The following is a 19965-nucleotide window of genomic DNA, read 5'->3' on the forward strand; positions in this document are numbered from 1 at the left end:
TTAAGCCTTTGGATGGGCGAGTTTATAAATAGATTTTAGTCTTTCAACTGAATTGTGCGTGTAAATTTGGGTTGCGCTCAGGTTAGCGTGCCCCAAAAGCTCTTTAATTGAATTTAAATCGGCCCCGTTATTTAGCATTGTGGTTGCAAAGGTGTGCCTGAGCACATGTGGGCTCCTTTTATTTTGGGTTGATATGTTAGATAGGTATTTTTGCACTATTAAATAAATCAATTTCGGATAAGCATCGGCTCCTTTATTTGTAACGATTAATGTGAAGGAATTGTTATCAAAATTTTGATTTTTCTTTACCTCCATATATTCGGGCAGCAGGGCCTTCAGCTCATTATTAATAGGGATAATGCGCTCTTTGTTACGCTTACCCAGTACCTTTACTACTCCCCCTCAAAGCTAATATCCTGTTGCTTAATACCTAACAGTTCGGCAAGCCGCATGCCGGTGCCAAACAACAGCTCAATAACAAGCTTATCACGCAGGCCCGGAAAATCATTTGTAAAAATGTCATCCCTATCTAACATTTTTGTGAGGCGCGTATCTTCAACCACTACGGGCAACGTTTTAGCAACTTTTTGCGACCGCACCCTGGATACCGGGTTGGTTTCAACAATACCTTCCTGCAATAAAAATTTGAAGTATTTGCGTAGCGTGGCCATTTTACGGTTAACCGAACGGCCGGTAAGTTTTTGATCAATAAGCTCAACCATCCAGTTACGGATGTCATGGTAGCTTACCTGCGATGGATGGTTAATAACCGGCTCGGGCGCGGGATCGGCACCGCCGGGATTATTTAAAAAGCGCATAAACTGATCCAGATCAGACTGATATGCGGAAACAGTATGCACTGAATACCGCTTTTCGTACTTGATGTACTGGATAAAACGCTCTAAAAACATAAAAAACTATTTATACATCCGGGATTATGAATGTACAAATAGTTTTAATATAGTGTCAAGAAATTATTTAATTCTTTTCAACAAAAAAATTAAACAGTTTCCTGGTTTAAAGTCTGTTTGTAGATAGCATGTTTAACAACATGACGACGGGTTACAGATTTTTTTTCGAAAGCCTGACGACTGCGTAGTTCTCTTAAAACACCTGTTTTTTCGAATTTCTTTTTGAAGCGTTTCAATGCTTTGTCCAATGATTCGCCGTCTTTTACGTTAATAATGATCATAATTCCTAAAATACCTCCTTTCAAGGGAGGGCAAAGATAACCACAATGTTTTGAATATCAAATAGAGAGCGGGAATTATTTTTTGATTTAAAACCAGCTAACTATCTCACGGCAATCTCATTGCTCCAAATAATATTATCTGTTTCCTGCCAAAGCGTTAACCCACGTATATCAACAGGGAGCTGCGAACCCTCAATATATTTGTATAAACACATTCCTATCTTAAAAACTTTTGATTCGAACAATCCGCCTTTGCCCGTATCCGTTAAAAAAGCCGTAGGTATATGAAATACCTTTGTTGATGAGGCGCAACCGTATAAACAGCAGGGTTATTTTTCCAGCATTCCTCCATCAGGGGCGTGAGTAAAAATTTTACGTTTCCGGCATCTGTTTTAAAAACATCAAGCCACGAGCATGACATATTGATATAATTTAATGTATCAGGAGATTGATTGCTCAAAGTTACCGGCATTACCGCATAAAGACATCTGTGTAACTTACCATCGCTATAGCATACGGTATCTTTCATTTGCCTAACGGAATCTTGATTAATAGTTATTATAAACATCCTCCTGTCAGTTTCCGAAAGCGCTGCAAATCCTGCAGGAACCCTACTTACAAGATCATGCCGGTAAAAGCCCGTATTTGTTTTAAATATCCCATCATCCCATCCCGTGCGGATCAATTTCGCGTTCGCATAATTTGTATCTGTGCGAGTACCTATTTGATTATGTATTATAAAGGATCGCTTTAGATATAAATCACTGCTTCTCCCGGCAGGCTTCCCCACGATAATTTCCGCTTGATGTTTTTCTTGACCAGCAACCCGATCGAGAAATAAAAAAAGAATAAACAAAAACAAGATCGGTTTAATGTTCATGATAGGCTTATCAGTTTAAACTAAGATAGCCGGTTTAATGAATAGTATATGTTAAATAGTACTAAATCTGTTTTATTCCATTTTGGAGGATTACACACTTATAATAATTACTATAAACAACAAAGGCCGCCAATGGCAGCCTTTGTTGTTATCATAATCTATAAGCAATAATTATTGTTTATCCCAATATACCCTTGTATTTAATGCATCAGGACCTTGACGGGCTATTACAGCGTTGTAATTAGCTTTATTAAGGTCGTTCTCGGTTTGCGGATATTGTTGCCTGCGCGGGATCTTTTGATCCGGGCTTAATGAACCAGGAACCGGATCAAGTAATTTAGGCAAGCCTGTACGGCGATATTCTGCCCATGACTCCCAACCGTTACCTAAGAAACCTGCAATCCATTTCTGGGTCATGATCTGGTTCATAGCAGTTGCTGCAGAAAATTTAACTGATGCCTGCGCAAGATAAGCGCTTTCATCTGCCGAGCTAACACCGTTTTGCTCCAATGATGCAGCTATACCTTTGTTATAGAAATCGGCAGCAGCGCCGTCACCACCAGCAATCCAGTTAAGGTGAGCAGCTTCGGCCTGGGTAAACATAATTTGTGCGTATGATGTCCAGACTGTTGGTGAAGCCTGGCCGGAAACGGCTAAACCAATCAATGATACGTTACCTGGTTTACTACGTGTTCCTTTATTATAGTTACCCAAAGCATCGCCAAAAGTACCATAAGGTAAACCTACGTAAGTTTTCGATGCTGTTTGCGCAGCATAAACCGGCAACCTTGGGTCTTTAAGATCACTTAAAGTATTAACAACAAGACTGCTTACGGCGTAGTCGTAGCGGCTTCTGTAATTGGTGTAATATGGGTTTTCGTTAGTTTGGATAGCCAAATAATCGTATACGGCGTTGTCATCGTTTGAAGTCATTAAACCGCCTGCTACTGCTTTTGCATATTCAGTTTTACCGGTTGCAGGATCAGCTTTTGATAACCTCAATGCCATAACCGCATGTAACGAGTTAGCCCAATGTTTCCACTTAGTAGCATCTCCACCAAATAAAATATCATTGCTTAAAGCTGCACCGCCGTCAAATTGTGCCTGCGCTTCGTCAAGTTCCTTCATTAAAGCCGCATAAACATCTTTTTGCGCATCAAATGCCGGAGTTAAGCCAGATACGCCATTTAAAGCCTGAGAGTAAGGAATATCACCCCACCTATCAGTAATGGTTAGGTAAATAAATGCCCTTAATATGCGCGCGGCTGCAATCTGGTTAGCATTTGAACCAAATTTAATAGTCGACTGCAGGCTTTTCTTAGCTGGATCCGTATTAAACTGGATCAGTGTCTTCAAGTCCTCAAGTGGACCAGTGTAATAACCCTGGTAGTCATATTGTTTTAACGAAAACTGCGATTCGTTGGTATAAAATGTTTCAGCAAGGTACTGAGAGTATAACTCGCCGGTGAATGCGTTGATATTAGTTGTTGCACCGGCGCCGTTTACACCACCTAAGTATTGCAGCGCACTGGTTAACAGATAACCTGTTTGCGCATTTGGCGACTGGTTTGGGTTAACGTTTAAATCGCCGCCCACTTTACATGAGGCAAGTATAAACATACCAGCCCCGATTATATATTTACTGATATATGATTTTTTCATAATGAAGAACTTGTTAGAATGTTACCTTAATGTTGAAACCTAAGTTTCTTGTGTTTGGCAATTGGCCACCTTCATAAAATGAAGTCTGCAATTGTGATGGGTCAACACCTTTAACTTTTGAATAGATCATCCATGGGTTTTGGGTTGTGATACCAAAGTACGCAGTTTGGAATGGTAACCTGCCTAACATCTTTTTAGGGAACGAATAACCAATGCTCACCTCTCTTAATTTAACGTAAGATGCGTCATAAGTCCATTTTTCCCAAATCTGGCTGTATGATTGCTCGTATAAAGTACGGGTTTCTACATAAGTAGTGTTCGGAGTACCATCAGCATGTACACCTGCTACCAAGGTACCACCACCTTCAGCTACCGGGTTACGTACCGGGTTACCTTTTGCGTTGTTACCTATGGTTTCGATACCTAAGCCCGAACCATTGAGGTTTTGCTGGGTAACTGATACAAATTTACCGCCTTTTTGGAAGTCAAGAGAAAAAGCAAGTACCACGTTTTTGTAGTTAAACGAGTTGGTAAAACCACCTGTATAGCTTGGTAACATGCTACCAAGGTTAACGTTGTCCTGCCTTACCGGAAGGCCATCAGCACCAATTATGATATTTCCTTTGCCATCTCGTGCAAAACCAGATCCAATGATCTGACCATAAGACTGATTAAGATAACCGTTGATACCAAAGCTTGGTGAACCAACAAAGCCAAAGCTTTGAGCGCCGGCAGACTGAACGCCACCTGGGCCATAACCGGCAAGACCGTCGGGAGTTACTTTTACGTTAGTTACACCCGGGTAAAGCGAAACAATTTTGTTGCGGTTAAATGAAACGTTGAAATCAGCATTCCATGTAAAATCTTTCGATTTAATTGGTGTACCTCCAAGGCTGATCTCGATACCGTTATTACGGATAGAACCTGCATTGATAACAACTGTTGAATAACCGGTTGTACCATTAACAGGCAATGATAAGATCTGATCTTTAGTAGTACGCGTGTAGTAGTTAAAGTCAAACTTAACCCTGTCTTTGATGAAATGCAATTCGGTACCAATTTCATATGATGTTGAAAGGCTTGGAGTTAAATTTGCATTTGGCAAAGTATTGGGTACTGTTTGCACAGCATCATTTCCATGCGGAGTAGTGCTTAGGTTATAAGTTGGGTATGTTGAGTAAATAGGCGCGTCAGAACCTAATTTAGCTGCGGATAACCTCAATTTACCAAATGTTAAGATGTCGTTTTTAGGCATCAGCTCGGTAAATACGAATGAACCTGATAAACCGCCATACCAGTATGAGTTGTGGTTAACCGGCAAGGTTGAAGACCTATCGTTACGGGCATTGAAATCAAGGTATAAGAAATCTTTATAGCCAAATGAGGTATAACCGTAATAGCTGTTTACCCTTGAAAGCGCATTGTAGCTAAATGAGGTTGCCGCATTTGCAGAGTTGCTTAAAGTATACAAATCAGGAATTGCTAAACCGCCTACTGTTGCACCTGATAAGTAAGTGTAACGATCCTGACGTGATTCTGCATAAACACCTGCCTTTACAGAAAGGTCTTTAAAGTTATGGCTATAGCTTACGTTACCGACATAGTTATTTTCTTTGTAGGTGTATTGATTTTGAGTGTATGAATCAGGGTTTATTGTACCTGAACCTACTTGTGCACTCGCATCGCGGGTCAATAAATCCTGCCTTGCTATGAATGATGCAGAAATGTCTTTAGTAAACTGATAGCTTAAAGTTAAGTTACCGTAAACGCGGTTGCTGTTTGATTTTGAAGTATTCTCGTAAACCTCAGTGTACGGGTTATCCCAGTAGTGCGGAGTTAAATCGTCAGGGCCGGAAATGTTCCATGATGTAAATGTACCATCGGCCCTTCTATAATTTTTAAGTTTATCAATTTCAACATCCCTGTGAAACCACTGGCTAAATGAACCTATGGTTTGTTTACCATAATCTTCTGAAGGAATGTTGAATGAATTAATTTGCGAAAAGTTAACGTTAGCGCTTGCAGTTAATTTTTTAGTAAGCTTCAGCTCCCCATTTACGCTTACGTTATTACGTTTCTGATCGCTGTTTGGAGTGATACCCGTACGATCTATGTTAGTGTATGAAACCCTCAGGTTATAGTCATCGCCTGCTTTTGAGAAAGCTGCGTTGGTATTGAAAGTAACACCCGTACGGTAAAAATCACGTACGTTATTAGGTTGCGGTACAAATGGTTTCAATTTACCAAAATCTGGATTGGTTGGATCCCAGAAATACCATGGCGCGTAAAGTGTACCATCCATTTTAGGGCCCCAGCTTTCGTCAACACCATAATCATAAATTTTTACGCCGTTAAATTTTGCGTATGAAGCAGGAGAGCCATTAGCAGGGTCATACTGATAAGTATCCCATTTTACACTTGTACCGCCACCATATTCGTTTTGATAGTCAGGTAGCTGATAAACTTTTTCGAAAGTGGTTGATTGATTGATTGAAACACCAACGCCTTTGTTTGCGCCTTTTTTTAATGTGATAACAACTGCGCCTTCAGATGCGCGCTGACCATAAAGTGCCGTAGCAGCAGGGCCCTTCAATACCGAAACTGATTCGATATCATCATTGTTCACTGCGTTCGGATCAGTAATAACACCGTTTACTACATAAATTGGGTTACCTCCAGATAATGAGTTGATACCACGGATACGGATAGTTGATACACCAAATTTTGCACCAGAACCACCTAAAACTTGTACACCGGCTATTTTACCGGCAAGTGCGGTGTTAAGGTCAGATTGCTTGGTAACCGTAAGGTCATCACCTTTAACCTGTTGCGCGGCATAACCCAATGATTTCTGTTGCCTAGTGATACCTAACGCGGTTACGATTACCTCGTTAAGGCCGCGGGCTGATGCTTCTAAAACCACTTTTAGGTTTGCTGAAGCGCCTACAGGTACATCCTGTGTAGCATAACCAATAAAGCTGAATGATAGAACCGCGTTGTTTGGAACGCTGAGTGAAAATTTACCGTCGATGGTGGTTTGGGTACCGGTAGTTGTCCCTTTTATCTTCACCGATACACCCGGCAGAGGAAGGCCGTCCTCCTTGGCTGTTACCGTACCGGTAACAGTGTGATTTTGCGCAAAAAGCTGTGTTACAGCAAATACGAAACTGCACAAAATTAGTAGTAGTCGTTTTTTCATAGAAAAAATTTAGCTAATAGTTAAGGAAGCAAACTTAATAGCCAATGACAAAATAAAACAAATAATGAATGTAATATTTCTTTTACATGAATTTTTTTAACTTCAATGAAGGTTTTAGGAAATAATCAACAAGAAATTACCTTTGCTATCGTTAATACCATATGGCCGTTAGATCCGGCCGGTAATAAGTCAGTTAATATTGTTAATTATAAATTAGGAAAATGCGCGAGGCATTTTCCTAATTTGTTTTATAAGCTCTTGTAAATCACAACACAATAAAATTAACTGTCACGAGAAATCCAACAGAAAAACTACAACTTGCCGGTCCTTAAACTCCCTTTTTACAACTATAAATTGTACCATGCATAGCCTGTTGAAAAAGGTATGACAGGAAGGAAAAACCTTAATTTTTTCATACTCTTCGGCGAGAAACTGCCACGTAACAATAAATTTACATGATTTATCGCATAATATTCCCTACCAATCCGGGCTTTAAATGACGCGGGGATGACAGAAAGAAGAGGGGGCGCCACATTTCAGAAACTATTTAAAAATGTTTTGGGAGTATTTTGTTTAAAAAGCATATCAATCCTTCTCTTCTTCCCCAATAGAGAGGGCGGGGGTGATGAGTCGACCGACCTTTACAAATCTCTCAAATACGGTTTCGGTATGTGGTGCGTCGGCAAGTTCATCTGTCAAATCCTGTCCGGCCCAGTGCTCATAATGTTTTCCGTTTCGCCATAAGCGGCTTTCAGTTACATCATAAATATCACCTTTATAGGCTACCCAGATCCGGGGCTTATCCTGCCCATTGCGTAAGGCCAGTTGTGATTTGTTGTATATTGGCAACTCACTCATTGGCTTAACTTTTGTCGTTTAAAATATTCAAAAAAACCAATGTTCATGAGCAGTAAAGCCATCAGGTAAAAATGATCCTCAAATGGGATGGTGCCAACCCGCTTTCCCAGGTTTTCGGCGTTATTGTACAACACTATTGGTACAGACGTTAATATGCCGTTTACTATATAAAAAGGCAAAAGCGCCACAATGTAAGCAAGGTAATAACGATTAACCCAATCGGCCTTAAAAACGTATTGAATCAGCACCACAAGCAGTAGCAATAAGCCAAACGTAATCTCGGTATAAAGCCGGTCGTGATATAATATCAGCATCAGGATGCTCAGCAATATTACCATACTGCTTATAATGCCGGTAAGCCTGAAAGGCATCAGCCACTTAACATAGTGATTAAGGCAGGCGTAAATGAATATACAGGCAAACGGTACCGTTAAAAAGAATAGCATTTCCTCTAAGGGCAAACCAAAAAACTTAACGCCTATGATGTATGCCGGATTGAACGACCAAACACCTCTTATGGTAAAAAGCACGTCCCAAAACAAAAAAAACAAACCGGTAATGGCCATGCCGGGCCATATAAATTTCCAGGTTTTGTAAAACTGCACCCTTTTATCAAATGAAAGCACAACGGGAAAAAATACCGTTAGCAGGTTGATCAGTAAATAGGTGTATCTCACGTAAGTTCGGTTAAGTGTTTATTGAGTGCCTGGCTTTGGGCAGGAGTACATCTTTTGGAATGAAGCAGGAATTTGATAATCTGGATTGTCAATTCCTTATCGGCCGAGCCATAATTCTTTTTACCCAGTTGGGCTATGATATCCTCAGTATCCGCAGCAAGGTCTTTATTAAAGCCTAAAATAGAAGGCACATTGTGTTCAACAGAAAAGCGCATGAACCTGATCTCGATATTATGCGGATCTTCAATTAATGCCTGCCTAAATACCTTTTCCGATCTGTTAAGATATTTCAATTTTAAATATGGGTTCCAGGCATGTTTGGCTTTTAAGGCAAACAGGCCGCCTATAAAACCATTGACTATACCACTCTTTTCTTTGATACCATTAAGGTTATTAAACAACGAATCGGTGGTTTTGCTTTTATCAATAGCAATAAGCATTTGCTTGCGCAGTACTTTCAGATTGGGTTCTTCGGCTTCAGCCGTTTTCAACCCAAATACCAATGCCAATATGCTGGCTATAAAAAAGATCTTCCTGAACATTAAATAACATTTAACTTTTGCTGCAGAACAGCTTTGATGTACAAACTCATTTTACACAAATCAGAAACCCTGATGCGTTTTTGTAGTATTACATTGGCAGGTGTGTAACTTATTTTTTTAAACAACTGCAGGTAGTAAATATAGGCAATATAAACCCCAAGCCTGGTACCGGCAGGCAGGCATTTTATCCCCTCAAAGGCTTCATCAAAATCGTGTTTAATTTCCGCCTCAATGGCAAGCTTATCATGCTCGGTAAAATTATTGAAATCGACCCCGGGAAAGTATGAGCGCCCACGTTCTGTATAATCTGCCTTAACATCCCTTAAAAAATTGATCTTTTGGAAAGCTGCCCCCAAGCTTCGGGCCTTCGGTACAAGGGCCTGATACTGAATATCATCATTGGTAAAAACACGCAGGCACATCATGCCGATAACCTCTGCCGAACCATAGATATAAGTTTGGTAGCTATCCTCATCATAGGCTTTATTATGCAGGTCCATTTCCATTGATCGCAGAAAAGCCCTGATCAATTCATGATCGATCTCAAACTGGTTAACTACCTGTTGAAAAGAATGAATCACAGGATTAGTGCTGATCCTTTCTTCAATCGCCTTAAAGGTCTCTTCCTCAAAACTGTTGATCAGTTGCTGCTGGTCGTACCCATGAAAGGTATCTACAATTTCATCAGCGTAACGTACAAAGCCGTAAATGGCATAAATAGGATAACGAAAACTTTTATCGAAAGTTCTAATGCCCAGACTAAAGGAAGTGCTATATTTTTTTGTTATAAGTTTACTGCATTCAAAACAAGTTTCATCGTACAGGTTCATCATCGGCACTCGCGTGGTCATTTTTTCAAAAGTACAAATTCAAAGCGGTATTGTTTTTTATAGGCCTAAAACATTTTTCTTATCTTGGGCTTCACATTAAACATGAACAGCAAACATATTATTGTTATTGGTTCGGGATTTGCTGGTTTATCAGCAGCCTGTGTTTTAGCTAAAGAAGGATTTAAAGTTACCATACTGGAAAAAAATGACCAGCCCGGCGGCCGTGCCAGGGCCTGGGAGCAGGATGGTTTCAGGTTTGATATGGGGCCAAGCTGGTACTGGATGCCCGACGTATTTGAAAACTTTTTTGCACTGTTCGGCAAAAAAACTTCCGATTATTACCGGCTAAAAAGGCTTGATCCCGGCTACCGTGTTTATTACAGCAAAAATGAAATATTTGATGTTCCAGCGGATATGGTTGAGCTTGAAGCCCTGTTTGAACAAGCCGAACCTGGCAGTAGTAAAGCATTACGGGATTTTTTAAACCAGGCGGCATATAAATATAAAGTAGGCATGGGTGAGTACGTTTTCCGCCCCTCCCATTCCATCACCGAATTTATCGACTTTAACCTTATCAAAAAAAGCTTCAGCATGCAGCTGCTTACCAGTATGAGCAGCCATGTACGCAAATATTTTAAAAACCCCCAATTAATTAAACTACTGGAGTTCCCCGTGTTATTTTTAGGAGCCACCCCGCAAAATACCCCAGCCATGTATAGCATGATGAACTATGCGGACCTTGCCCTGGGCACCTGGTACCCTATGGGTGGCATGAACGAAATAGTAAAAGCTATGGTAAGCATGGCCATCGAACTGGGGGTTGAGATCAAGCTCAATACAGAGGTTACAAAAATCAATATACAGGATAAACAGGTTGATAAAATCCAAACCAATAACGGCCTATTCACCGCCGATATGGTAATTGCAGGGGCAGATTATCAACATGTTGACCAGCATTTAATTGAAAAACCCTATCGTAACTACACTACTAAATACTGGAATAGCCGTACGATGTCGCCATCGAGCTTATTGTTCTATATCGGCACTAATAAAAAAGTGCCGAACATACAGCACCATAACCTATTCTTCGACGAAGACTTTGAATTGCATGCCAAGGAGATCTATACTGCGCCCCAATGGCCCTCCAGTCCGTTGTTTTATGTTTGCTGTAGTTCAAAAACGGATAGCACGGTTGCCCCCGAGGGCGGCGAGAACCTGTTTTTCCTGATGCCGATAGCGCCGGGCTTAAATGATGACGAAACCATCCGCGAAAAATATTTCACCCTGATGATGGATAGGTTTGCTCAGATTACCGGGCATGACATAAGGGATTCGATCGTGGTGAAACGGAGCTATGCGCTAAATGATTTCAAAGTCGATTATCATTCCTTTAAAGGCAACGCTTACGGGTTGGCAAATACACTTGCCCAAACTGCTTTTTTAAACCCGCCATGCAGGCAAAACATATCAACAACCTGTTGTATACTGGCCAGCTTACTGTGCCCGGGCCAGGTGTGCCGCCGGCAATTATCTCAGGGCAGGTGGTAGCGAAGGAGGCAATGAAGAAGTTGGCGTATTAGCAATAACAGCAATGTCGTAAACATGACGTAAACAAGTCGGCAATTAATATCTTTAGGCAGTTATACTTTTGTTCAGCAAAATATATCAATATGAAAACCTATAACCCCGGAAAAAAGATTAAGGAATTGCGCAACCGTAAAGGATTAAGCCAGGAAGAATTGGCTGAACAAGCCCAACTAAGTTTAAGAACCGTGCAACGAATAGAAAACGATGAACAGACGCAAGGGGCGATACACTTAAAAGACTGGCAACCGCACTAAATATTACTCCTGAAGATTTAACAGAATTGCCTTTCGAACCGGCAGGAATTTTGAATCATGATAGCAGAAACTTCTTACTACAATTCAATTTATCAGCCTTAAGCTTCATTATATTCCCTATGTTGGGAATAGCATTGCCACTGGCCTTGTGGTTATCCAACAGAAAAAAATAAAGGATATAGATAAACCTTGTAAACGGCTTATCAATTTTCAAATATCATGGTGTTTAGCTATCGTTTTAACAGCTATTGTTCTTTTTAACCACGAATTTTTTCATATTCCCTCATCTATATTGAACCTTGGCGTGGGCGAACTTATATTATTGAGTATGCCGTTGTTTTATGCTACAAACTTTATTTATATCGTTTTCAACAGCGTATTGGTATATAATACCCGGCAAATATTTTATCAGCCGGCTGTACCTTTTTTAAGATAACACAGCCCGGTTAATAACCTGGATTGAAACAAGAAACCCGCCTCATGAGCGGGTTTCTTCTATATATATGATGGAGTTTAATTAAATATTAATTCTCTGCGTAAACGGGTTTGGCGATGCCGTTATCATATGCCTTTAGGTTTTTCTTGAGCAGTTTGCGTGCTACGTGTATACGGGTTTTTACCGTACCGATCGGGATATCCAGGTGATCGGCAATTTCATGGTATTTATGACCTTCAAAGTACATGGTGAAGGGTACATAATAATCTTCGGGTAGCCTGTCTAAAGCTTTTTTAATATCATCCATAACAAATTTGGCTTCGCCCTGATTTTTGGTTGAACTAAATACCAGGTTGGGCGATGATATTTCATCACTCTTGGTAACGAAAGTGCTCATTTTAACAAAACGGCGATAGTTGTTGATGAATGTGTTTTTCATGATGGTATATAACCATCCTTTTAAATTGGTGCCTTCCTTAAACTTGTTGTAGTAAGTTATGGCCTTCAACATTGTATCCTGGACAAGGTCGTTAGCATCGTCTGCGTCGTGCGTGAAATGTAAAGCGTATGATCTTAAAGAAGTCGCCTGACGTAGTACAAGGGTGTTAAACTCAATCTTTGTCATTTTGTTAAAGTTTTGTGTTAACAATTAGACAAGCATGATGCCATTAAGCCAAAGTGTGTAGTAAAAAGTCCACATTTAAACATCAGTATTGAAACTTACCCATTGTGTAATATTCACACATTGATTACAAATACAATACTGAAAAACAGAACGTTATGAATTTTTACAGCAGAAAATCAAACTTATTCAGGGAACATTTGTAACAGGAATGTTATTGAGAAGAAATTTTATTAAAAATGAAAATTCACTTTAAATAAACTTATTTAACTAATAATATTAACCTCACGTTGTAGTGTAACGCCAAATTTAGTGTACACACTGTCTATGATTTGCGACGAAAAGTTATACACTTCCTGCCCCGTAGCGCCTCCGTGGTTCACCAAAACCAGGGCTTGGTTCTTCCATGTTCCTGTGTGCCCCACGGTTTTTCCTTTCCATCCACATTGTTCAATAAGCCATCCGGCAGCCAGTTTTACGCCGCCATCAGCAGCAGGATAATTTACCACATCAGGAAATTTAGCTTGCACCACAGCAAATTCTTCGGCACTGATCACCGGGTTTTTAAAGAAGCTGCCCGCGTTTCCTATAGTTGACGGATCGGGGAGTTTGGATACCCGGATATGCGCCACCACCTGCGATACATCTTTAATAGTAGGGTTTGAGATACCCCTGTTTTGTAATTCTTGCTCAATGGCCCCATACCTGGTGTTAATGCTTGCCACCAGCGATAAGTGGAACTTTACCGATACTATAATATACTGTTCTTTCAGTTCAGCTTTAAAAATGCTTTCGCGGTAACCAAATTTACAATCCTCTTTGCTGAAATTTCTGAATGTTCCTGTCGCTATTTCAAAAGCGCGGCAACTGTGAAATACATCTTTAAGCTCCACGCCATAGGCACCTATATTTTGTATAGGCGATGCCCCTACCGAACCCGGGATCAGGCTCAGATTTTCGACACCAGCATATTCATGCGCAACGCAATAATTAACCAGGTCATTCCATACCTCGCCACCACCTGCTTCTACATAAACATCGTCATGACTAATCCGGTGCTCAATACCGCGGATGTTCATGCGCACAACCAGTCCGTCAAAATCATCAACCATAAGCATATTGCTGCCGCCACCGAGTATTAGTCGCTCTGTTTGCTGCCACTGCGGGTCGGCAAACAGTTCTGTTAGTTCGGTTTCATGGGCTATCTCTACAAAATAACGGGCGCTGGTATCAATACCGAAGGTGTTAAAATTTTTGAGGGATACGTTTTCTTGTATTTGCAGCATGGGTATTTGATGTCGGATTTCGGATGTTCGATTTCGGAGTTTCCAGCGCAAAAATAGTTAAAAGATGCTGATTGTTTGATTTTGGATTTTTCACAATTTAATTGTTCTTTCAACGGTGTTCAAGAGGGCTACGCCGTTTCGGATGTTCGATTTCGGATTTTTTCTGAACAGACAAACCTCTTCCTCACTCACCCAATCAACCACTCACTACCCACCCTACCGTTAAAATTTGTTAAATAATTTCAAAACCATTTGTAAATACGAAATCTATCGTAGATATTTGTACGAAGAAATTCGTAATAGAGAGACAGATGGAAATTAAACCAACAGAAAGCGAACTTGAAATTTTACAGGTGATCTGGAAAAAGGGCCAGTGCACCGTACGTGAAGTTCACGAGGAGCTTGCTAAAAACAAGGATGCCGGCTACACCACCACCTTAAAACTCATGCAAATTATGCATGATAAGGGAATGGTTGAGCGCGACACCACTTCAAAAACCCATGTTTACAAGGCTTTATTCACAATGGAGCAGGCCCAAAGCAACGCTCTGGATAAAATCTTGTCTACTGTATTTAAGGGCTCCACTTCCGATTTGGTGATCCAGGCGCTTGGCCAGCACCGCGCATCAAAAGACGAGATTGACGCTATTAAAAATTTTTTGAATCAATTTGATCAGGATAAAAAATAAACGTGATGGAAAATTTATTCTATAATATAAGCCAGGTGTTGGGCGTAACTATTCTGCAATCGTTATGGCAGGGTTTGTTAGTATGGTTTGCCTTAAGGTTAGTGTTTATTTGCAGGCCGCAGTTATCGGCCATTAAAAAGCACAATTTGGCCATGGGCGCCATCCTTGCCATAAGCGCCTGGTTTATATACACGTTTATCCATCAGTTCAGGTTGCACGAGTGGATCAATTTTACATCCGCCAATGCACCATCTTTATTACCACGTTTCTACCTTCCGCTGCATGAAGTAGCATTCAAACCGCAAAACAATTATTACGAATACGTTATAAAAGGCTATCTGCCTTATATATCAGCCCTTTACTTTGCTGGTTTGGTATTTAACCTGCTTAAAGTTAGCTTAAGCTGGCAAAGGATCAGCCTGATAAAACGTACCATGGTACCCGCCGACAGGCTACAGGACTTTGCCGATGAGCTTTGCCAAAAGCTGGGCATTACTAAAAATGTGTGGGTAAACTTTAGCCGTATGGTTGATGCCCCTTGTATGATAGGCTTTTTAAGCCCCATTATTTTGGTGCCGATAACCCTTACTACATACTTATCGGCTACCGAGGTTGAAGCCATTTTACTGCACGAGCTATCGCACATTAAACGTAATGATTACCTGCTGAACCTGATGCAGCAATTTATTTCCATACTGTTATTCTTTAATCCCTTTGCCCAATTAATTAATCGAATCATTAATCAGGAGCGCGAAAACAGCTGCGATGACCTTGTTGTGCAAACAACACAGCAACCCTTGATCTATGCACACGCGCTTTTGAAGCTTGAGCAAACCAGGCAGCAGCATTTACAGCTGGCCCTGGCTGCTAATGGCAAAAAATATCATTTATTAAACAGAATTGAACGCATCATGAAAACAAAGAAACCTATAGGCAATATCCGCCACCTGCTTGTGGCCATTGCCATAATGGCTGCCGGCGTTAGCAGCATTGCCTGGCTAAACCCCACCATAAAAGATGGCAAGCTCTCAGTTAAAAAAGTTGCTGCGCCTGCCGCCTTACATGCTCTATTTGTGGAAGATACCATACGCAAGGTGGCTCCTAAAACTAAAAAACCTGTAACCTATAAAAAGAAAACCCAGGCCGAAATAGTTAAAGCCAAACAACGCCATGATTCTTTTAACTACGACGGTTTTAACGATGCTGAGCTTGAAAAACTCAGCGCCGAAGTAAACAAACAAGGCGAGCTGATTGGTAAATACTACAACAGCAATGATTTCAAAAAGCAACAGGAAATGCTTGAAGCTAAAAGCAAAGCCCTGCAGGCCTATTATAATACTGAAGGCATGGAAAAAATGAAGCTGGAAATGCAAAAAATGGGCGAAGATTTTCAAAAGGAATATGGCGAAACGTCCGAATCTAAAAAAACCAGCGAACAGATGGGTGAGATAGGCCGCAAGATTGGTGCTTATTACAGCAGTCCTGAGTTTAAAAAAATGAACGAAGAGCTGGAGAAAAAATATGGCATCCCGCATGATCGTGGGTATCGTGGTTATAACGACGATAGAGACCCTAACTACAAAAAATACCAGGACGAACTGCAAAGCAAGATCCCGGCCGATGTGAAGGCGCAAACAGAGCAATTGAAAAACCTGGGCCAAAAAATCCGCAGCCGCTATGACTCGCCGGAATTTATTGCCAAAAGAAACCGTATGCAGGCCATGGGCGATAGCATCAGGATGGCCTACAACAATCCCGACATGAAAAAACTACAGGAGGATATGAGGGACATTGGCCGGCAAATGCGCGGCTTCCAGGATAGCCCTGAAATTAGAGCGGCACAACAACGGCTTAAAGAAGCCAGCAAAAAACTGCGGGACTATATGAAAAGCCCGGCGTTTAAACAAAAAATGAAACTTTACCGCGATAAAATGGATAAAGACTTTGATTACAAGTTTGACACCGACGATAAAGAAGATATCAAACCAGACACAGCTGACTAAATAAATTAGCAATTAGCATTAAAAATCTTTTTTAAAGAACCTTAATTTGTAATTTAGTGTCCTCAATAAAATGAGGACACTTTTTTTATGCTTCAAAAGCTAACCATTAATAATTACGCGCTTATCGATAACCTGGAGATAGGTTTTGATAGCGGCCTGAACATATTAACCGGCGAAACCGGTGCAGGTAAATCGATCATATTGGGTGCCCTTTCACTTATTTTAGGACAACGGGCCGAAAGCAAGTACTTTTTTAACCAGCAAAAAAAATGCGTTATTGAGGGCACTTTCAAAATCAGTGGCTTTCATTTAGCCGATTTTTTTGAGGATAACGATCTGGATTATGAAACCGAAACGGTATTGCGCCGTGAAATTTCGGCCGATGGTAAATCCCGTGCTTTTGTAAACGATACGCCGGTTAACCTCACAGCATTGAAGCAACTGGGCGAAAAGCTGATTGACATCCATTCCCAGCATGCTACGCTGGAGATCAATGATCCGGATTTTCAACTGTTAGTGGTTGACTCCGTCGCCCGTCATTCGGATCTGCTGTTTGATTATCAAACCAAATTCAAAGCATATAAAAAGTCGTTAAGCAAGCTGAACCAGCTCATAGCCGAAAATGATAAAGGCAAAGCCGATCTTGATTATTTCCAGTTTCAGTTTGATGAACTTGAAAAAGGTGCTTTGGTTGCCGATGAGCAGGAACATTTGGAGCTGGAACTAAACACCCTCAACAATGCCGAAGAAATTAAGCGCAACCTTTTAGGCGCCAACTATCTTTTACAGGATGGCGAAGCTGCAGCGTTGACTCAGCTAAAAGAAGCCGGACAGGCTTTGGGTTCTATAGAAAAATACAACCCGGCTGTGGCTGAATTGCACCAGCGCATCAATAGCATTATCATAGAATTGAAAGATATTGCTGCTGAAATTGATGCCATTGAACAGCATACTTTTATTGATGAAGCCCGTGCCGAAGAGGTGAACAACCGGTTAAGCATGATCTACAATCTGCAAAAAAAGCATCGGGTAAATACCATCGCCGAGCTATTGCAGATTCAGGAAGAATTATCAGACAAAGTGCAGCAAGCCCTTTTTGGTGACAGAAGCCATTGAAAAGCTGCAAAAACAAATTGCCGCCGATAAAGCCGAACTTGAAAAGCTGGCGACACAGTTATCAGTCAACCGCAAAAAAGCTATCCCGGATATTGAGAAACAAATATTGGCAACACTGGCCGAGATGGGGATGGGAAACTCGATGTTAAGCATTGAGCAAATGCCCCCCGCCCCCTAAAGGGGGGCTACTGAGCAAGCTCCCTTACTTACTGCTACGGGGATTGATAACATTAAATTTTTATTTTCGGCTAATAAGGGACATGCTTTGGCTGAGATGAGCAAGGTGGCATCCGGTGGAGAGCTTTCGAGGTTGATGCTGAGCATTAAATCTATTGTGGCGCAATACACTGCCTTGCCTACTATTATTTTTGATGAGATTGACACTGGTGTATCTGGCGAGGTAGCCAATAAGGTTGGGCAGATAATGGAGCGATTAGCGCAAAACCTACAGGTAATCACCATTACCCACCTGCCGCAAATCGCCAGCAAAGGACAAAGCCATTATTTTGTTTATAAAGATGATAGCGAAGCCGCTACCTTTACCCGGATCAAGCAATTGGACAACGATGAACGCGTATTGGAGATAGCCAAAATGCTAAGCGGGGATAAGCCGGGCGAAAGTGCTTTGCAAAATGCGAGAGAGTTACTCTTCAGTTAGCAGTTTTGAGTTTGCAGCAGGCAATAACGGCCGTTAGTTTAAACAGCCAATCAGCAACTGAAATAAAATTATAACTTTGCTTCAATTATAAAAACTTAACAAATGGCTTATAATTTATTAAAAGGTAAAAAAGGCATCATTTTCGGTGCGCTAAATGAGCAATCAATAGCCTGGAAGGTAGCACAACGTGCCGTACAGGAAGGTGCTGAAATTGTATTATCAAATGCCCCTATTGCTTTACGCATGGGCGAACTCAATAAACTGGCCGAAGAATGCAATGCGCCGGTTATTGGTGCCGATGTTACCAATGGCGATGATATCAATAACCTGTTCACCAAAACCATGGAGCATTTTGGCGGCAAGGTTGATTTCATCCTGCACTCAATAGGCATGAGCGTTAACGTGCGCAAAAACATTCCTTATTTTGAAAACAACTACGAATTTACCCACAAAGGTTTCGATATATCAGCATTAAGTCTTCACCGCATTTTGCAGGCTGCCATGAAACATGATGCCATTAATGAATGGGGATCAGTACTGGCATTAAGCTACATCGCTGCCCAGCGTTACTTCCCTGGTTATAATGACATGGCCGATAACAAAGCGGTATTGGAAAGCATTGCCCGTAACTTTGGTTATGAGTACGGCATGGCTAAAAAAGTACGTGTTAACACTATTTCTCAATCGCCAACCCGTACAACCGCCGGTTCGGGCGTAAAAGGCTTCGACGGTTTTATTGAATTTGCCGAAAAAATGAGCCCGCTGGGTAATGCTGATGCTGATCAGTGCGCTGATTACTGCGTTACTATGTTTAGCGATTTAACCAAAATGGTTACTATGCAAAACTTGTTTCACGATGGTGGTTTCTCATTCACCGGCGTAACCCAGGCGGTTATTGATCAGATGGGGAAATAATTTCAAATGTTCTTAAACAAAAAGGAGCGTTGCGTTTGCAAGGCTCCTTTTTGTTTTGAGTTAAATTGGATTACGGCACCAATACTATTTTCACTTTTAACGGGCCGGGGATACCGTTACCTGTAGGGACGCTTCCGTCGGAATTTTGAGCATCAATGTATAGCTTGCCTGTTTGATATACAAACCTGTAACTTATCCCCCCATATACATCCGGTAGCTGTTCATAGGTACCATTATCCTCTAAATACACCAAAACAGCACCGTGATTGTTATAGTAGTCAGTAATTTCGGGTACATTTAAAGTCGTGGTATAGCCGTTAATACTATTGTCGAGCACAAAATTTGGAGTGGTATCAAAAATAGTGGTAGCGCTCGGGCTGGTAGTTACATATTCCTTTTTACACGATGTTGCAGCAAGTACTATAGTGCAGCAAATTAAAGTCAAGATTTTTTTCATAAAGTATTGCGTTAGTTATATAACTGTTTGAACAAAAAATTGTTCAAAGGTTTAAACGTTTTTTAAATTATTTTATTTCGAATCTTTATTTCTGATAAATTT

22 protein-coding genes are annotated in these 19965 nt (G+C 40.9%); 9 read left to right on the forward strand and 13 right to left on the reverse strand.

The features are described from left to right. The 10 genes from ACQ86K_RS25435 to ACQ86K_RS25480 form a co-directional block, all read right to left on the reverse strand. Nucleotides 1-384 carry a tyrosine-type recombinase/integrase gene (locus ACQ86K_RS25435; protein WP_431200932.1) on the reverse strand — a complete coding sequence of 128 codons (384 nt, stop codon included), beginning with the start codon at nt 382-384 and terminating at the stop codon, nt 1-3. 8 nt (nt 385-392) lie between these two features. After that, a complete protein-coding gene (locus ACQ86K_RS25440; protein WP_431199022.1) occupies nt 393-911 on the reverse strand; it encodes a site-specific integrase in 519 nt (172 codons plus the stop codon). Between the two features lie 89 nt (nt 912-1000). Next, nucleotides 1001-1192 carry a 30S ribosomal protein S21 gene (rpsU, locus tag ACQ86K_RS25445; protein ID WP_090528691.1) on the reverse strand — a complete coding sequence of 64 codons (192 nt, stop codon included), beginning with the start codon at nt 1190-1192 and terminating at the stop codon, nt 1001-1003. Between the two features lie 265 nt (nt 1193-1457). Further along, entirely contained in the window at nt 1458-2072 is a 615-nt protein-coding gene (locus ACQ86K_RS25450) for a hypothetical protein (protein WP_091165944.1), read from the reverse strand. Nucleotides 2073-2243: 171 nt separating this feature from the next. Next, entirely contained in the window at nt 2244-3734 is a 1491-nt protein-coding gene (locus ACQ86K_RS25455) for a SusD/RagB family nutrient-binding outer membrane lipoprotein (RefSeq protein ID WP_091165940.1), read from the reverse strand. 13 nt (nt 3735-3747) lie between these two features. Continuing rightward, nucleotides 3748-6933, reverse strand: a complete 3186-nt coding sequence (locus ACQ86K_RS25460) for a SusC/RagA family TonB-linked outer membrane protein (protein WP_091165936.1) — start codon at nt 6931-6933, stop codon at nt 3748-3750. Nucleotides 6934-7518: 585 nt separating this feature from the next. Continuing rightward, a complete protein-coding gene (locus ACQ86K_RS25465) occupies nt 7519-7791 on the reverse strand; it encodes a cytochrome b5 domain-containing protein (RefSeq protein ID WP_091165934.1) in 273 nt (90 codons plus the stop codon). Continuing rightward, a complete protein-coding gene (locus ACQ86K_RS25470; protein WP_091165930.1) occupies nt 7788-8468 on the reverse strand; it encodes a lycopene cyclase domain-containing protein in 681 nt (226 codons plus the stop codon). The genes ACQ86K_RS25465 and ACQ86K_RS25470 overlap by 4 nt, the downstream gene beginning before the upstream one ends. After that, complete coding sequence (locus ACQ86K_RS25475; protein WP_431199023.1) at nt 8465-9010, reverse strand: hypothetical protein; 546 nt, start codon at nt 9008-9010, stop codon at nt 8465-8467. The genes ACQ86K_RS25470 and ACQ86K_RS25475 overlap by 4 nt, the downstream gene beginning before the upstream one ends. Further along, the gene (locus ACQ86K_RS25480) at nt 9010-9861 is read right to left on the reverse strand and encodes a phytoene/squalene synthase family protein (protein WP_256337395.1); all 852 of its coding nucleotides are present in this window, start codon (nt 9859-9861) and stop codon (nt 9010-9012) included. The genes ACQ86K_RS25475 and ACQ86K_RS25480 overlap by 1 nt, the downstream gene beginning before the upstream one ends. A gap of 81 nt (nt 9862-9942) precedes the next feature. Here ACQ86K_RS25480 and ACQ86K_RS25485 point away from each other — a divergent pair, with 81 nt between their 5' ends. From ACQ86K_RS25485 to ACQ86K_RS25495, 3 genes are all read left to right on the forward strand, one after another. Beyond that, on the forward strand, nt 9943-11388 hold the full coding sequence (locus tag ACQ86K_RS25485; RefSeq protein ID WP_431199024.1) for a phytoene desaturase family protein: 1446 nt from the start codon (nt 9943-9945) through the stop codon (nt 11386-11388). A 122-nt stretch (nt 11389-11510) separates the two neighbouring features. Next, nucleotides 11511-11681, forward strand: a complete 171-nt coding sequence (locus ACQ86K_RS25490; RefSeq protein WP_091165915.1) for a helix-turn-helix domain-containing protein — start codon at nt 11511-11513, stop codon at nt 11679-11681. A gap of 91 nt (nt 11682-11772) precedes the next feature. Beyond that, a complete protein-coding gene (locus tag ACQ86K_RS25495) occupies nt 11773-12117 on the forward strand; it encodes a DUF4870 domain-containing protein (RefSeq protein WP_431200933.1) in 345 nt (114 codons plus the stop codon). Between the two features lie 88 nt (nt 12118-12205). Here the strand turns inward: ACQ86K_RS25495 and ACQ86K_RS25500 are convergent, their stop codons facing one another. After that, nucleotides 12206-12742, reverse strand: a complete 537-nt coding sequence (locus ACQ86K_RS25500; protein ID WP_090528721.1) for an RNA polymerase sigma factor — start codon at nt 12740-12742, stop codon at nt 12206-12208. Nucleotides 12743-13005: 263 nt separating this feature from the next. After that, on the reverse strand, nt 13006-14043 hold the full coding sequence (murB, locus tag ACQ86K_RS25505; RefSeq protein ID WP_256337404.1) for a UDP-N-acetylmuramate dehydrogenase: 1038 nt from the start codon (nt 14041-14043) through the stop codon (nt 13006-13008). 293 nt (nt 14044-14336) lie between these two features. Between murB and ACQ86K_RS25510 the strand changes: the two genes are divergently transcribed. The 6 genes from ACQ86K_RS25510 (at nt 14337) to ACQ86K_RS25535 (ending at nt 19406) form a co-directional block, all read left to right on the forward strand. Next, on the forward strand, nt 14337-14714 hold the full coding sequence (locus ACQ86K_RS25510) for a BlaI/MecI/CopY family transcriptional regulator (RefSeq protein ID WP_091165901.1): 378 nt from the start codon (nt 14337-14339) through the stop codon (nt 14712-14714). A gap of 5 nt (nt 14715-14719) precedes the next feature. After that, the gene (locus ACQ86K_RS25515; RefSeq protein WP_091165898.1) at nt 14720-16717 is read left to right on the forward strand and encodes a M56 family metallopeptidase; all 1998 of its coding nucleotides are present in this window, start codon (nt 14720-14722) and stop codon (nt 16715-16717) included. An 87-nt stretch (nt 16718-16804) separates the two neighbouring features. Beyond that, nucleotides 16805-17833, forward strand: coding sequence for an AAA family ATPase (locus ACQ86K_RS25520; protein WP_431199025.1), 1029 nt, complete (start codon nt 16805-16807; stop codon nt 17831-17833). Further along, nucleotides 17817-18011, forward strand: a complete 195-nt coding sequence (locus ACQ86K_RS25525) for a hypothetical protein (protein ID WP_431199026.1) — start codon at nt 17817-17819, stop codon at nt 18009-18011. Before ACQ86K_RS25520 ends, ACQ86K_RS25525 begins: the two co-directional genes overlap by 17 nt. An 87-nt stretch (nt 18012-18098) precedes the next feature. Continuing rightward, on the forward strand, nt 18099-18491 hold the full coding sequence (locus ACQ86K_RS25530; protein ID WP_431199027.1) for a hypothetical protein: 393 nt from the start codon (nt 18099-18101) through the stop codon (nt 18489-18491). A gap of 102 nt (nt 18492-18593) precedes the next feature. Next, entirely contained in the window at nt 18594-19406 is an 813-nt protein-coding gene (locus ACQ86K_RS25535; RefSeq protein ID WP_091165893.1) for an enoyl-ACP reductase FabI, read from the forward strand. A 70-nt stretch (nt 19407-19476) separates the two neighbouring features. Here ACQ86K_RS25535 and ACQ86K_RS25540 read toward each other — a convergent pair whose 3' ends face one another. Beyond that, the gene (locus ACQ86K_RS25540; RefSeq protein WP_091165890.1) at nt 19477-19863 is read right to left on the reverse strand and encodes a hypothetical protein; all 387 of its coding nucleotides are present in this window, start codon (nt 19861-19863) and stop codon (nt 19477-19479) included. Nucleotides 19864-19965: the final 102 nt, after the last annotated feature.

Origin of the sequence: Mucilaginibacter sp. P19 (assembly GCF_050632265.1) — a bacterium.
Classification (GTDB): Bacteria; Bacteroidota; Bacteroidia; order Sphingobacteriales; family Sphingobacteriaceae; genus Mucilaginibacter; species Mucilaginibacter gossypii.

Bases quoted from the DNA above. Each gene is read 5' to 3' on its own strand.
- ACQ86K_RS25480 (WP_256337395.1), bottom strand. From the start codon at position 9,861: ATGACCACGCGAGTGCCGATGATGAACCTGTACGATGAAACTTGTTTT.
- ACQ86K_RS25520 (WP_431199025.1), top strand. From the start codon at position 16,805: ATGCTTCAAAAGCTAACCATTAATAATTACGCGCTTATCGATAACCTG.
- ACQ86K_RS25500 (WP_090528721.1), bottom strand. From the start codon at position 12,742: ATGACAAAGATTGAGTTTAACACCCTTGTACTACGTCAGGCGACTTCT.
- ACQ86K_RS25465 (WP_091165934.1), bottom strand. From the start codon at position 7,791: ATGAGTGAGTTGCCAATATACAACAAATCACAACTGGCCTTACGCAAT.
- ACQ86K_RS25475 (WP_431199023.1), bottom strand. From the start codon at position 9,010: ATGTTCAGGAAGATCTTTTTTATAGCCAGCATATTGGCATTGGTATTT.
- ACQ86K_RS25485 (WP_431199024.1), top strand. From the start codon at position 9,943: ATGAACAGCAAACATATTATTGTTATTGGTTCGGGATTTGCTGGTTTA.
- ACQ86K_RS25450 (WP_091165944.1), bottom strand. From the start codon at position 2,072: ATGAACATTAAACCGATCTTGTTTTTGTTTATTCTTTTTTTATTTCTC.
- ACQ86K_RS25535 (WP_091165893.1), top strand. From the start codon at position 18,594: ATGGCTTATAATTTATTAAAAGGTAAAAAAGGCATCATTTTCGGTGCG.
- ACQ86K_RS25515 (WP_091165898.1), top strand. From the start codon at position 14,720: ATGGAAAATTTATTCTATAATATAAGCCAGGTGTTGGGCGTAACTATT.
- ACQ86K_RS25490 (WP_091165915.1), top strand. From the start codon at position 11,511: ATGAAAACCTATAACCCCGGAAAAAAGATTAAGGAATTGCGCAACCGT.
- rpsU (WP_090528691.1), bottom strand. From the start codon at position 1,192: ATGATCATTATTAACGTAAAAGACGGCGAATCATTGGACAAAGCATTG.
- ACQ86K_RS25540 (WP_091165890.1), bottom strand. From the start codon at position 19,863: ATGAAAAAAATCTTGACTTTAATTTGCTGCACTATAGTACTTGCTGCA.
- ACQ86K_RS25460 (WP_091165936.1), bottom strand. From the start codon at position 6,933: ATGAAAAAACGACTACTACTAATTTTGTGCAGTTTCGTATTTGCTGTA.
- ACQ86K_RS25440 (WP_431199022.1), bottom strand. From the start codon at position 911: ATGTTTTTAGAGCGTTTTATCCAGTACATCAAGTACGAAAAGCGGTAT.
- ACQ86K_RS25455 (WP_091165940.1), bottom strand. From the start codon at position 3,734: ATGAAAAAATCATATATCAGTAAATATATAATCGGGGCTGGTATGTTT.
- ACQ86K_RS25510 (WP_091165901.1), top strand. From the start codon at position 14,337: ATGGAAATTAAACCAACAGAAAGCGAACTTGAAATTTTACAGGTGATC.